The organism is Vreelandella lionensis, from assembly GCF_002087295.1.
GTDB classification, from domain to species: domain Bacteria; phylum Pseudomonadota; class Gammaproteobacteria; order Pseudomonadales; family Halomonadaceae; genus Vreelandella; species Vreelandella lionensis.
On the sequence record NZ_MWVI01000071.1, the window covers coordinates 15,172 to 29,143 of the forward strand.

Annotated in this window: 8 protein-coding genes and 5 pseudogenes; 11 read left to right on the forward strand and 2 right to left on the reverse strand. The window is 59.7% G+C overall.

Annotated elements, in window-relative coordinates:
- The 5 genes and pseudogenes from B4967_RS09750 (at position 1) to B4967_RS09770 (ending at position 4,793) form a co-directional block, all read left to right on the forward strand.
- The gene (locus B4967_RS09750; protein ID WP_083024980.1) at positions 1–1,701 is read left to right on the forward strand and encodes an ABC transporter permease; all 1,701 of its coding nucleotides are present in this window, start codon (positions 1–3) and stop codon (positions 1,699–1,701) included.
- Positions 1,689–2,758: pseudogene (locus tag B4967_RS20320) on the forward strand (ABC transporter ATP-binding protein). The gene B4967_RS09750 and the pseudogene B4967_RS20320 overlap by 13 nt, the downstream one beginning before the upstream one ends.
- Positions 2,755–3,837, forward strand: a complete 1,083-nt coding sequence (locus B4967_RS09760; RefSeq protein ID WP_083024981.1) for an MBL fold metallo-hydrolase — start codon at positions 2,755–2,757, stop codon at positions 3,835–3,837. Before B4967_RS20320 ends, B4967_RS09760 begins: the two are co-directional and overlap by 4 nt.
- Positions 3,838–3,846: 9 nt before the next feature.
- Positions 3,847–4,291: pseudogene (locus tag B4967_RS09765) on the forward strand (phosphatase domain-containing protein).
- 91 nt (positions 4,292–4,382) lie between these two features.
- Complete coding sequence (locus B4967_RS09770) at positions 4,383–4,793, forward strand: hypothetical protein (RefSeq protein WP_083024983.1); 411 nt, start codon at positions 4,383–4,385, stop codon at positions 4,791–4,793.
- An 8-nt stretch (positions 4,794–4,801) separates the two neighbouring features.
- Here B4967_RS09770 and B4967_RS09775 read toward each other — a convergent pair.
- Positions 4,802–5,486: pseudogene (locus B4967_RS09775) on the reverse strand (GntR family transcriptional regulator).
- Between the two features lie 154 nt (positions 5,487–5,640).
- Between B4967_RS09775 and dctP the strand changes: the two are divergent.
- The 5 genes and pseudogenes from dctP (at position 5,641) to B4967_RS09800 (ending at position 11,466) form a co-directional block, all read left to right on the forward strand.
- Positions 5,641–6,636, forward strand: coding sequence for a TRAP transporter substrate-binding protein DctP (gene dctP / locus B4967_RS09780; protein WP_083024985.1), 996 nt, complete (start codon positions 5,641–5,643; stop codon positions 6,634–6,636).
- A gap of 80 nt (positions 6,637–6,716) precedes the next feature.
- Positions 6,717–7,238 carry a TRAP transporter small permease subunit gene (locus B4967_RS09785; protein WP_083024987.1) on the forward strand — a complete coding sequence of 174 codons (522 nt, stop codon included), beginning with the start codon at positions 6,717–6,719 and terminating at the stop codon, positions 7,236–7,238.
- A 2-nt stretch (positions 7,239–7,240) separates the two neighbouring features.
- A pseudogene (locus tag B4967_RS09790) lies at positions 7,241–8,575 on the forward strand (TRAP transporter large permease).
- A gap of 13 nt (positions 8,576–8,588) precedes the next feature.
- Complete coding sequence (locus B4967_RS09795; protein ID WP_083024990.1) at positions 8,589–9,944, forward strand: malonyl-CoA decarboxylase; 1,356 nt, start codon at positions 8,589–8,591, stop codon at positions 9,942–9,944.
- Positions 9,941–11,466 (forward strand): annotated as a pseudogene (locus B4967_RS09800) (malonate--CoA ligase). Before B4967_RS09795 ends, B4967_RS09800 begins: the two are co-directional and overlap by 4 nt.
- 97 nt (positions 11,467–11,563) lie before the next feature.
- Here B4967_RS09800 and B4967_RS09805 read toward each other — a convergent pair.
- Positions 11,564–13,162, reverse strand: a complete 1,599-nt coding sequence (locus B4967_RS09805; protein WP_083024992.1) for a solute:sodium symporter family transporter — start codon at positions 13,160–13,162, stop codon at positions 11,564–11,566.
- 303 nt (positions 13,163–13,465) lie between these two features.
- Between B4967_RS09805 and B4967_RS09810 the strand changes: the two genes are divergently transcribed.
- Complete coding sequence (locus B4967_RS09810; RefSeq protein ID WP_044630035.1) at positions 13,466–13,879, forward strand: DUF350 domain-containing protein; 414 nt, start codon at positions 13,466–13,468, stop codon at positions 13,877–13,879.
- Positions 13,880–13,972 lie beyond the last annotated feature (93 nt).

The window sequence follows — 13,972 nt, forward strand, 5'->3', positions numbered from 1 at the left end:
ATGACCCCTTCGCTCAACCTTGGCAGCCAGCATCGCTGGCTGCTTAGCCTGATCACCCTACTCATCGTACTGCTCAGCCTCGCGCCCAGTTTGCGGCTACTCATCGAGGCACTGAGCGACCTTGGCCAGGGTAGCCAAGCGCCGCTGTGGAAGGTGCTCAACGCTGCCAGCACGTGGCGTGCGCTGTGGCACAGTGTGTATACCTCGGGCCTCGGTATGCTGATTGCGCTGGTGCTGGGTAGCCTGTTCGCGTTTGTGATCACATTGACGGATATGCGCGGCAAAGCGTGGCTAGTGTCCTGCTTTATGCTGCCCATGATGATCCCGCCCCAAGTCACCGCCCTGAGCTGGCTACAGCTGTTTGGCCCCGCCAGCCCCTTGTTAAAAAGCATCGGCATGGCTCCACCGTTAGGCAGCCCGCAGCCGCTCTACTCCGCAGAGGGTATTGCGCTACTGCTGGGCATCCAGAGTGCGCCCCTGGTGTTTTTGGCGCTACGCACGTCTCTGCTGTCCCTGCCACGTGAATTGATTGAAGCCGCGCGCATCAGCGGCGCGCGCCAAACCCAGGTGTGGGGCCATATTATCTTGCCCATCACCCGCCACGGCCTAATTGCCGGGGCCGCCATGGCGTTTATCTCCAGCCTGGGTAACTTCGGTATTCCCGCGATGCTGGGCATTCCCGCCGGTTATTACGTGCTGCCCACGCTGATTTATCAGCGCATGGCCAGCTTTGGCACCGGCGTACTGGCAGAGATGGCGGCGCTTTCTCTGTTGATCGGCATCCTGGCGCTGGCAGGCGTGGCCTTGCAGCAGTATTGGATGAACCGCAGCCGGTTTGGGTTAGGCGGCCATAGCGGCCGCGCCCACGATTTTTCGCTAGGCCGCTATCGCTCCCTCGTGACAGCTTTGCTGGTCGGCGTCCTGCTGGTGATTCTGGTCGCGCCGCTAGCCGCGCTGGTGGTGAGCTCCTTGGTGCCTGCCATGGGCGTGCCACTGAGCGTTGAGTCCATTACGCTCAATGCCTATCACGAAGTGATTGGCCGTCAAGGAGCCACTTGGCGGGCAGTGCGTAACAGTCTTTGGCTGGCAGGCGGTGCCGCGCTGGTACTGATGCTATGCAGCCTGCCGCTCGCTTACCGCCTACAGCGCCTTCCCCCGCGCCTGCAGCAGCTCACCCTTAGCGCCATTGAGCTGCCGTACGCGCTGCCCGGCGTAGTACTGGCGATTGCCTGTATTTTACTGTTTGTCCGCCCGTTACCGCTCATCAACCTAGCGCTTTACGGCACGCTCGGATTGATCTTTGTGGCCTATCTGGCGCGCTTTTTGGTGGTCTGCCTGAAACCGGTAAGTGCCAGCTTGGCCCAGCTAGATCCCTCACTGGAAGAAGCCGCTCAGTTGGCGGGCGCAGGCCCCTGGCGTCGGCTCATCACCATTCTTTTACCGCTGATTGCGCCCTCGCTGTTTGCCGGCGGGCTGCTGGTATTTTTGCTGGCAGTGAATGAACTGACCGTCTCCGCGCTGCTCTGGAGCGCCGGGAATGAAACCCTGGGCGTACTGATTTTCAACTTAGACGAGGGCGGCGAGAGCGTGCTGGCATCAGCAGTCTCCGTGCTGGTAGTGATCATGGTCGCCTCGCTGATGCTATCGCTCAGCCTGCTGGCCCCACGTCTACCTAAAGGAGTCGTGCCGTGGCAGGGCTAGCTATTCATCGTGTCACCAAACAGTTTGGCGATCACCAGGCGGTTGATGATCTGTCGCTGGAGATTGCCCCCGGCGAGTTTGTGGCCCTACTCGGTCCCAGCGGCTGCGGCAAAACCACCATGCTGCGCATGTTGGCGGGGTTTGAGCAGATCAGCAGCGGCATCCTCACGCTCAACGGCACGCTACTCGCCAGCGACCAGCACCATGTGCCCCCTGAGCAGCGCAACATGGCGACGGTGTTCAGTCGTACGCGCTGTGGCCGCATATGAGCGTGGCCGACAACGTGGGCTACCCGCTGAAACTGCGCCGCATTCAGGGCAGCGAGTATCAGCGCCGAGTCGCCCACGCGCTGGAGCAGGTTGCGCTTACCCCCTACGCCCAGCGCGCTCCACAGGAGCTCAGCGGTGGCCAGCGCCAGCGGGTGGCGTTAGCGGGCTGCCTAGTCACCGACCCAGACGTGGTACTGCTTGATGAGCCGCTCGCCAACCTAGACCGCAATCTGCGCGCGTCCATGGAGCACGGCTTTGTCGACTTCCACCGCCGCACTCAAGCCACCATGGTGTATGTGACCCATGATCAAAGCGAAGCCATGGCGATGGCGGATCGCATTGCGGTGATGCGTGACGGCGCGCTGGTACAGTGGGCAACGCCTGAAACGCTCTACCGAGAGCCGCGTAGCGAATGGGTGGCTCGGTTTATCGGCCAAGGTAGCCAGCTCAAGGTCGCAGGCGGCGCACCGGGCCAGCGACTAAGTGAACCAGCGCTGATGCAAGGCTTGGCCGCGCCGCTCGAGGCCCGCACTCAGCCCGTTTTGGTACGTCCTGAACATATCCGTATTGAGGCACACTCCCCTGCACCGTCGTCCGCGCAATCGCCTAACTCTCACGCCTTAACCGGACGCGTGGAGCGGCTCACCTTTCGCGGTGAACGCTATGAGCTACACCTGCGCTTATCCACGGGAGAAGCGCTGCTAGCCTATCATCACACCGCGCTCAACGAGGGTCAGCACGTCGCGGTGCGCTTGCTGGAAGGCTGGTGCCTGGAGCCTGACCAATGAGCGCCGCGATTCAGATCCTCAGCGGGCTGGGCGGCAAAGGGCCGGCGGCCATCGTGGTGGAAACGCAAGGCAAACGCCTTCTGCTGGATGCCGGAGGCGCACTGCACCCCGGCGAGCCGATTACCTGGGCAAGTGGGCTGGACGTAGACGCCGTATTGATCAGCCATGACCACGTGGACCACATTGGCGGCGTTGCGGAACTGCCCGCGCCGATTCCGCTTTACTGCACGCCGTTAGTCGCCAAGGCGCTGCCCCCACAACGGGCGTGGCAGCCACTGCCCTACCGAGGTCGTATTAACGTCGAAGGGATTGCGGTGACCACCGGGCAAGCGGGCCATTCGCTAGGCGGTGTCTGGCTACATCTCGACGTTGCAGGCGGCATTTTCTACAGCGGCGATGCCTGTTTTGAGTCGCGCCTGTTTCCGTTTGATGCGCCCCCACCCGCACACACGGCGCTGCTGGATGCCTCCTACGGCCGCTACGACCAGCTCCAAGCGCAGTGCATCCACGCCATAGGCAAAGCGTTAGACTACCCGTTGGTGCTGCCGGTACCGGAAACGGGGCGTGCCCTGGAAATGGCGCTATGGCTGGCGGAAGAGGCGGACCAACGCCACCTGCCCTTGGCGATTGATTCGATCATTCGCGATAACCTGGCCGCCCTACTCGCGTTGCCTAATGACCTTCGCCGTGAAGGGTTAGACGAGGCTATCCAAGCGCTTTTAAAACGCCCTAATGCCCGCGACCCGGCGCTTTGGCTGGTCAGCGACCGTGACGATAACCCTGCCGATTGGCCGCATCACCGCCTGCTCCACACCGGCTACTTAACCCCACAGCGCCGCCAACAGCTCGCCGCTGGCGAGGTGCTTTGGCAGCGCTGGAACGTTCATTTGCGCGCCTCGCACTTGGTGGCCCTGGCCAACCAGCTCCAGGCCACCCAAGTGGCTCCGCTTTTTACGCCGCTCCATGCCGATGCTGAGGCCACTTGGCGTGCCCTGCTGGGCGAACGGTTCATCACCCAGCCTTCGCTAAACGCCCCGTCAGCGGCGCGCCCGCTCTCTTCACTTCTGTTAACGCATTAGGAAACGTCTATGAACGCAGTCATTGTTGATGTCGACGGCACGCTGGCCGAGTTTCACCCTGCGATGTCCACGAGTGGGTACTTGGCCCCGCCAAACAGTGGGATCCTTTCTTTGCCCACATGGCGAACGCGCCGGTGATTGAGCCCGTCGCCCGGCTGGTCAAACTGCTAAAAGCCCAAGGTCAGCAGATCGTCATCTGCAGTGGCCGCCCAGACAGCCACCGAGAGCACACCCAGCATGGCTCACCCGCCATGACATTCCTTTCGACGCCATGTACTTACGCCCGGAAGGCGACGACCATGTGGATGACGAAGAGGTGAAATCAGCGCTACTGAACCAAATGCACAGCGACGGCTTCGCCCCCTGGCTCGTGCTGGATGACCGCGATGCCGTCGTCGCCCAGTGGCGCGCACTCGGGCTGACCTGCCTACAGTGCGCACCGGGGGATTTTTAAAGCCGTATATAGCGCTTGTTGCCACTCAGCGATAAAGTCTTTGCGCGAATACACATTTCACGGATGAACCAAAACATAAGGAGTATGTTGCATGCGCTTACACCGACTAATGTGGGCACCTACGCTTGTGCTGTTAGCTGCCTGTGGAAACGACGCCAGTACTGATACAAGTAACGATGCAAGTAGTGGCTCCAATGAAGCATCCATCTCGCAAGACATGCTGTATGGGCGTTGGGCGGCAGAACCCACATGGTGCCAAGAGGGGCAAGAAGGTGCCCCCATCACGTTAGCGCAAGGAAGGTTTGAGGGACGTGAAAACCGTTGCGATATGGCATTGGAGGAGAGCGATGAACCACATACTTGGCAAGCAACACTCAGCTGCCAAGGGGAGGGAATGACCAGCGAAGAGCGTCTTCAGCTCATCCTGGAAAGCGATAATACACTGACCCTTACTTATCTGGATCGTGATCGCCAGCAGATATCGCTTAGCCGCTGTGATTAACGCTCACACTAGCCCGTGCGCTCCATCGGCGCTTCCATACGGCGCACGCTGGCAACGAAGTCGCTAAAGCGCTCGCCTTGAATCAACACGTGGTCGCAGAGCGCCTGTTGGGCCTGGGCGGCGTCGCCCTGCTCGATGGCGTCGACGATCGTTTGGTGCTCATGGAGCGAGTTGTTCATGCGCTGGCGGACCTGCAGTTGCAAGCGGCGGTAAGGCTTTAAGCGCTGCTTGAGCTGGCGGGCTTCGCTGGCTAAAAACGTGTTGTGGCTGGCGGTGTAGATACAGTCATGGAAGGCTTCGTTCTCGGAGTAGTACTCATCGGTGTCGCCCGCCAGAGCGGCGGCTTCGCAACGCTTGTGTGCGGCCTTGAGCGCCGCCAGCTCTGGCTCGCTGATGCGCCGCGCGGCCAAGCGGCCACACATGCCTTCAAGCTCTGCCATCACTTCAAACATTTCGATTAGCTGATCGATACCCACCTTCGCAACGAACGTGCCTTTCTTCGGCGAGACCGTGACCAGCCCGCTGGCCACCAATTGTTGAAACGCCTCACGCACTGGGGTGCGCGATACATTGAACTCTTGGCCAAGGGCTTCCGGGTCTAGCCGCTCGCCGGGGGCGCGCCGCCCGTTGATGATGTCATCCTCCTAAAGAATCCCTTAGCCGCTGTGCGTTGGAACGCTTCGTATCCGCCATGACTGACCTCCTTCGGTAACGCCGCAGGCTATGACATAAATATGGCATAAATTTGACATTAGCATACATAACCGCTATTGAAATATATATCAGCTCGCCTGATAAACACACAACGCTAATCCAAACACACAACAACAACTGTTGGAGACGCCACATGAAACGCTTCTTACTGCCCACCGCTGCGGCCCTGGGCCTCGCTATTGCAGCCTCCCACGCCAATGCGGATACCGTCCTACGCGCTTCTCACCAGTTCCCAGGGGGCCAAGGCGATATTCGCGATGAAATGGTGCAGATGATGGCACGCCACGTCGCCGATGCGGATGTCGGCTTGACCATCGAAGTTTACCCAGGCCAGTCGCTGTTTAAGGCTCGTGAGCAGTGGGGCGCCATCGCCCGCGGCCGCCTGGATATCACCTCGCTGCCGCTGGATTATGCCAGCGGTCGCCACCCGGAATTTTCGGCCACGCTGATGCCGGGCTTGGTGCGTAACCAGGCCCACGCCCAGCGGCTGAACGACTCCGAGTACATGACGATGATTAAAGACGTCATCATCGAAGGCGGGGCACGCGTGCTAGCGGATGCTTGGCTATCGGGTGGTTTCGCCTCTAGCGAGCAGTGCATTACCTCCCCAGAAACGGTGAATGGGCAGAACATCCGCGCCGCTGGCCCTGCGTTTGAAGAGATGCTGGAAGCGGCCGGCGCGTCGATCTCCTCCATGCCCTCCTCCGAGGTCTACACCGCCATGCAAACCGGCGTGCTGGAAGCCGCCAACACCTCTTCTATGTCGGTCATCTCCTTCCGCCTTTACGAACAGGTGGAGTGCTTGACGGAACCCGGCGATTACGCCCTCTGGTTTATGTACGAGCCCATCCTGATCTCTGAGCAGGTGTGGCAAGGCTTAACCGAGGAGCAGCAAGCCGCGCTCATGGAAGCCGGTGAGGCCGCCGAGGTCTATTTCGCGGAAGAAGCGGCCGCCATCGACCAGCAGATGGTCGACGTGTACGAGGAGAACGGCGTCGAGGTGGTCAGTATGAGCGAGGATGACTACAACGCCTGGCTTGAGATTGCCCGCGAAACCTCCTACAAAAACTTTGCCGATAACGTTCCCAACGGTCAGGCCATCATCGACGCAGCGCTTGCCGTCGAGTAAGGCGCGCCTCCATTGACCGTGCTGGCCACTCGCTGAGTGGCCACGTTTGTCCGCTGCTTGCTGAGCTTGACGAGGGAACTATGGCAACTTCAACCACTCACCCCCCTGCCGTACGCAGCGGGGTCATCGGCGGCTATATCCGTTTGATGGATATGCTGTCGCGCGCGTCGGCTTACCTAGCCTGTGCCATGTTCGTGGCAGGCGTTTTGGTGATCTGCCAGATGGTCTTTATCCGCTACGCCTTGGGCATGAGCACAAGCTGGCAGACCGAATTCACGATTTTCTCCGTGACCGGGGCCATGCTGATGGGCAGCCCCTACGTACTGATGACCGGTGGCCATGTGGCGATCACCATCGTACCGGACGCCCTCGGCGGCCTAGCGCAAAAAGCCATGCGTTTAGTCGCATCGCTGTTTGGCCTGCTCTTTTGCGCGGCGCTGGCCTACGCCTCTTGGGTGTACGTCTTTGAAGCGCTGCACGGCGAATGGACCACTGGCTCGGTGTGGAACCCACCGCTCTGGCCCGCCATTCTGCCCATGGCCGTGGGGGCCACGCTGCTCTCGCTGCAGTACGTGGCTGAAATTATGCGCGGGGAGGGCTAATCATGGATCCCATTACGCTTGGCATTATCGTGGCCATTGGTTTGATTGTGCTGATGGCGATTGGTACCCCGATTGCGTTCGCGCTTGGCGGTGTGTCACTGCTGGCGCTGCTGTACGACCGGGGCCTGCCGGAACTTACCTACTTTGGCGAAACGTTTTTTGATCGCATCGCGGAGTTTGGCTTTGTTGCCATCCCGCTGTTTATTCTGATGGGCGCGGCGGTGGCCTCCTCCCCCACCGGGCGCGTTCTTTACCGCTCGCTAGACCCGTGGATGGGTCGCCTGCCCGGCGGCCTGGCAGTCGCTAATATCGGTGCCTGCTCTATTTTCGCTGCGCTCTCGGGTTCCTCCCCCGCCACCTGCGCCCCCATCGGCAAAATTGGGCATTCCTGAAATGCGCACCCGTGGCTACCCGGATGGCGTGGCGGCGGGCTGTATCGCCGCAGGCGGCACGCTGGGGATTTTGATTCCCCCCTCGGTCACCATGATTATCTACGGGATCTCGACCGAAACCTCGATTGGCCGCCTGTTTATTGCCGGGGTGGTGCCGGGCTTTATGCTCGCGGGCCTGTTTATGATCTGGACCATGATCGCCTGCAAGCTGGCCGGGGGTTACAACAACCCACTGGCGGCCTCTGCTGAAAAGATGAAGGAGAACATCAAGCAGAACGTCGATAGCAACATGAAGGCGCTGGTGCGGGTGCTGCCCTTCTTGGGTGTGGTCGCGGGTATTCTATTTGCCCTTTACGGCGGCGTGGCGACTCCGTCGGAAGCCGCAGGCGTGGGGGCATTTCTCTGCTTGGCGCTGGCGATTGTAATTTACCGCATGTGGCAGGTGGGCCCACCAAGCTGCTCATGCGCGACTCGCTGCGGGAAAGCGTGATGATCATGCTGGTGATCGCCACCGCCGAGGTGTTCGCTTACGCGCTCTCGTCGATGTTCATCACCCAAACCGTGGCCGCGGCCATTGCCGATTTAGAAGTGAATCGCTGGGTGCTGATGGGCGTCATCAACCTGTTCTTATTAGTGGCAGGATTCTTCCTCCCCCCTGTTGCTGTCATCGTGATGACCGCGCCGATTCTGCTGCCGATCATTTTGGCGGCGGACTTCGACCCCTACTGGTTCGCGGTCATTCTTACCATCAACTTGGAAATCGGCCTGATCACGCCGCCGGTGGGGCTTAACCTGTTCATTATTAAAGGCATCGCACCCGATATCTCGCTGCGGGATATTCTGATGGGCAGCCTGCCCTATGCGCTGTGCATGGTGCTGGGCATTCTGCTGCTTTGCCTGTTTCCGGGGATTGCGCTATGGCTACCGAACCTGATCATGGGTTAAAGGGGGACGCATCATGAACATGACCTTTCTCCAAGAGATGTTTAACAGCATCACCCAGCGGGACGCGCTGTTGCGGCGCAAACACCCGGAAACGCTGACGCCCGACCATCATCAGCTGGTCAAAGCCTGCCAAGCGCTACTAGCTAGTGACGGCGAAGCCTCCAGCATTGCGCTGGCCAGCCGCGCACTGGCGATTTACCAGCGGCTGTCGGAAGGGGAAAAACGCCAGTTTTTTAAGCGCCTAGCCGACGACTTTGCCGCGGAACCGCAGCAGATTGATAGCGCCTACCAAGCCTATCAACAGGCCCGAGACAACCACACGCTGCAGGCGCTGTTTGAAGCCTGTGAGCCGCGTCGCCAGGAGCTGTTTAGGCGCTTGAACCTCGCCACCGACGGTACTTACGACCTCGTCAAAATGCGTGAGGATCTGCTGCAGCTGCTGCGCGAGGAGCCCAACTTAGCGCCCATTGATGATGACTTTGCGCACCTGTTTGGCTCCTGGTTTAACCGCGGCTTTTTGATGCTCAAGCGGATCGACTGGAACACACCTGCTTCTATCCTAGAAAAAATCATCCGCTATGAAGCGGTGCATGAAATTCAGGACTGGAACGACCTACGGCGGCGCTTGGATGCTAGGGATCGCCGCTGCTTCGCATTTTTTCACCCCGCGATTGGCGACGAACCGCTGATTTTCGTGGAGGTCGCACTCCACAAAGGGCTACCCAGCCGTATTCAACCCATTTTGGCAGGCGTTGAGGATGGCTTGGCGGACCCAGATGATGCCGATACCGCAGCCTTCTTCGGTATCAGCAACTGCCAAACCGGGCTGCGCGGCATTTCATTTGGCAACTTCCTCATCAAGCAGGTAGTGCAGGAGCTCAGCCAGGAGCTGCCCCAGCTCAAGTACTTCGTTACCCTCTCGCCGGTGCCCGGCTTCGCCCAGTGGCTTGCCGAACAGCAGCAGGAAGCCCAGTGGCCCGATAGCATCCGTGAGGCGCTCGACGCGCTAGCAACGCCCAACTGGCAGCAGGACAAGGCCCGCGAAGAGCGCCTCAAAACCGCCATTCGCCCGCTCGCTGCCCACTATTTGGTCGATCAGAAGAACCGCCATGGCCTGCCGCTGAACCCGGTGGCCCGCTTCCACTTGGGCAACGGTGCCGAGCTGCATCGCATCAACTGGCTGGGCGATGTGTCTGCCAAAGGGATGAAGCAAGCGGCAGGGCTGATGGTGAACTACCTCTACGTGCTCGACGATATCGAGCGCAATCACGAAAACTATACCGCAAAGGCCACCGTTGCCTGTTCAAGCGAGGTGCGCGACCTAGCTCGCCGCGCCCGCAAGCTGGCCAAGGGAGAGACCACCAAATGAACCACAACTTATTTGACACCTTTGCCGCGCGTATGCGCGAGCGTGCCAACGCCCCCTTTACCACCACCCGCGAGGGCCGCCACTACAGCTACCAAGACGCGCTCAGCGCCAGCGCCCAGCTTGCCGGGGCACTGACCGCGCTAGGCGTGAACGTAGGCGACCGCGTGGCGGTGCAGGTGGATAAAAGTCCGGAAGCCATTTTGCTCTACCTCGCCTGCCTGCGTATCGGCGGCGTCTATTTACCGCTCAATACCGGCTATACCGGCGATGAGATCCGCTATTTTTTGAAAGACGCCGAGCCCGCGCTGTTCGTTTGCAGGCCTTCAGACATCGACACCGCCCGCGCCATTGCCAGCGATACCGGCTGCCCGGCGGTCGAAAGCTTAGGCACCGATGCCCATGGCAGCTTGATGGAGAAAGCGCAACAGAGTGACCCAAGAGACGACATCGTCACGCTGGGCGAGCGAGATTTGGCAGCGATTCTATACACCTCGGGCACTACAGGCCGCTCAAAAGGCGCGATGCTGACCCATCGCAACCTTGCCTCTAACGCGGAAACGCTGGTCTCATCTTGGCATTTTAGCGCTGAAGATCGGCTGATCCATGCGCTGCCTATTTTTCATACCCACGGCCTGTTCGTGGCGTGCAACGTCACGCTGATGGCCGGTGCCAGCATGTGCTTTTTGCCTAAATTCGATGCCGATGTCATTTTCGATGAGCTGCCCAAAGGCAGCGTGATGATGGGCGTACCCACGTTCTATACCCGCTTGGTTCAAGACCCGCGCCTGACCCCCGAGATCACCGCTCATATGCGGCTATTTGTGTCAGGCTCGGCACCGCTCACCGCAGAAACCCACGAAGCCTTTGAAGCCAAAACGGGCCACGCCATTCTTGAGCGCTACGGCATGACCGAAACCAATATGAACATCTCCAACCCCTACACCGGGGCACGCCGAGCAGGCACCGTGGGCATGCCGCTACCCGGCGTTGAAATGCGCATTACCAGCCGGGAAACCGGCGAAGAAGTGGCGCAGGGTGAGATTGGTATGCTGCAGATTCGCGGCCCGAACGTGTTCATTGGCTACTGGCGCATGCCGGAAAAAACCCGTGAAGAGCTGCTGGAAGATGGTTTTTTCATCACGGGCGATCGCGCCATGGTCGATGAGCAGGGCTACGTGCATATCGTGGGGTCGGGATAAAGACCTGGTGATTTCCGGCGGGTATAACGTCTACCCCAAAGAGGTCGAGCAGGTGATTGATTAGCTGCCGCAGGTGGGGGAATCTGCCGTGATTGGCCTGCCCCACCCCGACTTTGGCGAAGGCGTCACTGCTGTAGTGATAACCCAGCCACGGGGAGCAGGTGGATGAAGCCGCCATTCTGAATCATTTAGAGGGGCGGCTGGCCAAGTACAAACAGCCGAAGCGGGTCTTTTTTGTCGACTCGCGGCCGCGCAACACCATGGGCAAAGTGCAAAAGAACGAGCTGCGCAAACGCTTCGACACCACCTACCACGCCGCTTAGCCGATTCGTTAAAAACGCCCCACCCAAAACAGCCACGCCCCGCAAAACGGGGCGTGGCTGTTTTTTCTCAAATGCTGCCTTTTAAACGCGGGCGTGATTAGCCACCCGCAAAGGAGGCGTACATAATCACCACCAAAACCACCAGCACGATACCGGTAGGCACCGCACCTTTCCACGGAGTGAGATCGACATCGCCGGAGTCTTCCTGCACCCAGCCCGTTGCGCGGGGGCGCAGCTTACCGATCACCAGCATGACCGCCACCAGCAGCACGAACACCGCAGCGACGAAGTGGAACTCGTGCATCACCATGGGCAGCTTGTTGAACGGCGGCACGAAGTAGCCCGCCGCAATCAGCAAACAGCCGCCGACCAGCGCTCCTTTCGCCGCCATGGGCGGCACGCGTTTTGGCAGCAGGCCCACCAGCACCACGGCGAGAATCGGGATGAAGTAGATCGCGTTCATCTTCTGCAGGTAGCCGAACAGGCTGTCCTGGCCCGCCAGCAGCGGGGCAATGATCATGGTGGTAATCGCCATGATCCAGCCAAACACCTTGCCGGATTTCACCACCTGCTCTTCCGTGGCGTCCTTTTTCAGCACGCCTTTGTAGATCCCCAGGCTGAAGATCGTCGTGGTGCTGTTCAGCGCGGAGTTAAACGAGGAGAGAATCGCCCCGACCATCACCGCCGCAAAGAAGCCGGTCAAGTAGGGCGGCAGCACGTTGAATACTAGGTGGCCATACGCCTCGTCTGCGCGGATGCCCTGGTCGGCATACAGGTGGTAGGCGATGATGCCGGGCAGCACCAGGTACAGTGGCCCCAATAGCTTCAGAAAGCCCGTCAGCAGGACGCCCTTCTGGCCTTCGGCCAGGTTCTTGGCGGCAAAGGTGCGCTGAATGATTTGCTGGTTGGTGGTCCAGTAGAAGAGGTGAAGCAGCAGCACGCCGGTAAAGATGGTTGAGAATGGTACCTGCTGTTCCGGGCCACCCATGGAGTTGAATTTGCTGGGGTCGCTCTCTTTCAAGATATTCCAGCCTTCCATCACGCCGGTGCCGCCGCTCACCGCCTGTAGGCCGAAGTAAACGATCACGAAGCCGCCAATCAGCAGGCCTACCCCGTTGAGGGTATCCGATACCGCCACCGTACGCAGGCCGCCAAACAGCGCGTAGACCGCACCAATCAGGCCCACCGCCCATACCGTCGCCCAGAGCAGCGCAGTGTTGGATTCAATGCCGGTCAGGCCCTGTAAGTCCAGCATGCCCTGAAGGCCGATGGCCCCGGAGTAGAGGATGATCGGCAGCAGCACCACCGCGTAGGCAATCAGGAAGATAACGTTGGCAATCAGCTGCGTGCCTGTATCAAAACGAATCGCCAGCAGTTGCGGCAGCGTGGCAATGCCGCTTTTCAAAAAGCGCGGCAGGAAGAACAGCGCCAACGCCAACAGGGCAATCACGGCGATCACTTCCCACGCCATGACGCTTAAACCATCGGTAAACGCGGACCCGTTCAGCCCCACCATCTGCTCGGTGGAGAGGTTGGTCATCAGCATGGACGCTGCGATCAGCGGAAAGGTCAGCGTGCGACCTGCCAGGAAATAGCCGCTGGTGCTGCGGTGGTCATCACGCCGTGTGATGCGCCATGTGACAAAGGCCACCAGGCCCGTAAAGAACAGAAACGATGCCAGGGTTAGGGCATGCATGGGGGAGGATCCTTCGATGCGGTCGCGTCTGAAGCGGTGCCCAACAGGGGCACGAAGAGCGGTATCAAGCGATACGACACGGTGAGTTTAGGTAAAAATACCAAGCATCGCGGGATTTTAAGCGGGTGACACGATTCATCTATTAGCCTTTAGTCGCAACAAAAGTCAAAAAATAGGTTTTTTTACTACTTACTAAGCGGCGCGACGAAAGGCGGTGGATGATTGCCGCTCTCCGGCTAAGCTATGTCACAATGCTGACTGTTGACTGACCACACGTCATTAACCACAAGGATGCGCACCGCCATGTTGCACTACCTACAGGGATTACCGTCTTTCTTTGCCTACCTGCTCGGCGCGCTCGCGCTGCTGGTGGCTTTTATGTACTGCTATAGCCGCCTAACCCCACACCACGAGTGGGCACTGATTCGAGCGGGCAATGCGGCGGCCGCCACCGCTTACGGCGGCTCTATTCTGGGTTTCACCCTGCCGCTCTACAGCGCCATGGCCCACTCCATTAGCTATATCGACTTCATTCTGTGGGGCGTGGTGGCCTTCGGCGTGCAGATCGCCACGTTCTTTGGCCTAAAACTATTTCTACGCCGCCAGGGCGAGAGCTTGTCTCAGCACATCACCGAAGGTCATCAGGCCTACGGCACGCTGGTGGGCAGCATCTCGATTGCCGTGGGCTTGATCAACGCGGCCTCAATGACCTGGTAACGGAGCGCTCTCATGGAAAAGCAGACCCAACCTACCCACCTGCCCCGCCGTAAGCGCAGCGCGCGCCTCTCTTTGGCGATGATGGGAGCGAGC

Excerpts from the sequence above, each read along its gene's own strand:
- B4967_RS09750 (WP_083024980.1), top strand. The coding sequence starts at position 1 with ATGACCCCTTCGCTCAACCTTGGCAGCCAGCATCGCTGGCTGCTTAGC.
- B4967_RS09770 (WP_083024983.1), top strand. The coding sequence starts at position 4,383 with ATGCGCTTACACCGACTAATGTGGGCACCTACGCTTGTGCTGTTAGCT.
- dctP (WP_083024985.1), top strand. The coding sequence starts at position 5,641 with ATGAAACGCTTCTTACTGCCCACCGCTGCGGCCCTGGGCCTCGCTATT.
- B4967_RS09795 (WP_083024990.1), top strand. The coding sequence starts at position 8,589 with ATGAACATGACCTTTCTCCAAGAGATGTTTAACAGCATCACCCAGCGG.
- B4967_RS09785 (WP_083024987.1), top strand. The coding sequence starts at position 6,717 with ATGGCAACTTCAACCACTCACCCCCCTGCCGTACGCAGCGGGGTCATC.
- B4967_RS09760 (WP_083024981.1), top strand. The coding sequence starts at position 2,755 with ATGAGCGCCGCGATTCAGATCCTCAGCGGGCTGGGCGGCAAAGGGCCG.
- B4967_RS09805 (WP_083024992.1), bottom strand. The coding sequence starts at position 13,162 with ATGCATGCCCTAACCCTGGCATCGTTTCTGTTCTTTACGGGCCTGGTG.
- B4967_RS09810 (WP_044630035.1), top strand. The coding sequence starts at position 13,466 with ATGTTGCACTACCTACAGGGATTACCGTCTTTCTTTGCCTACCTGCTC.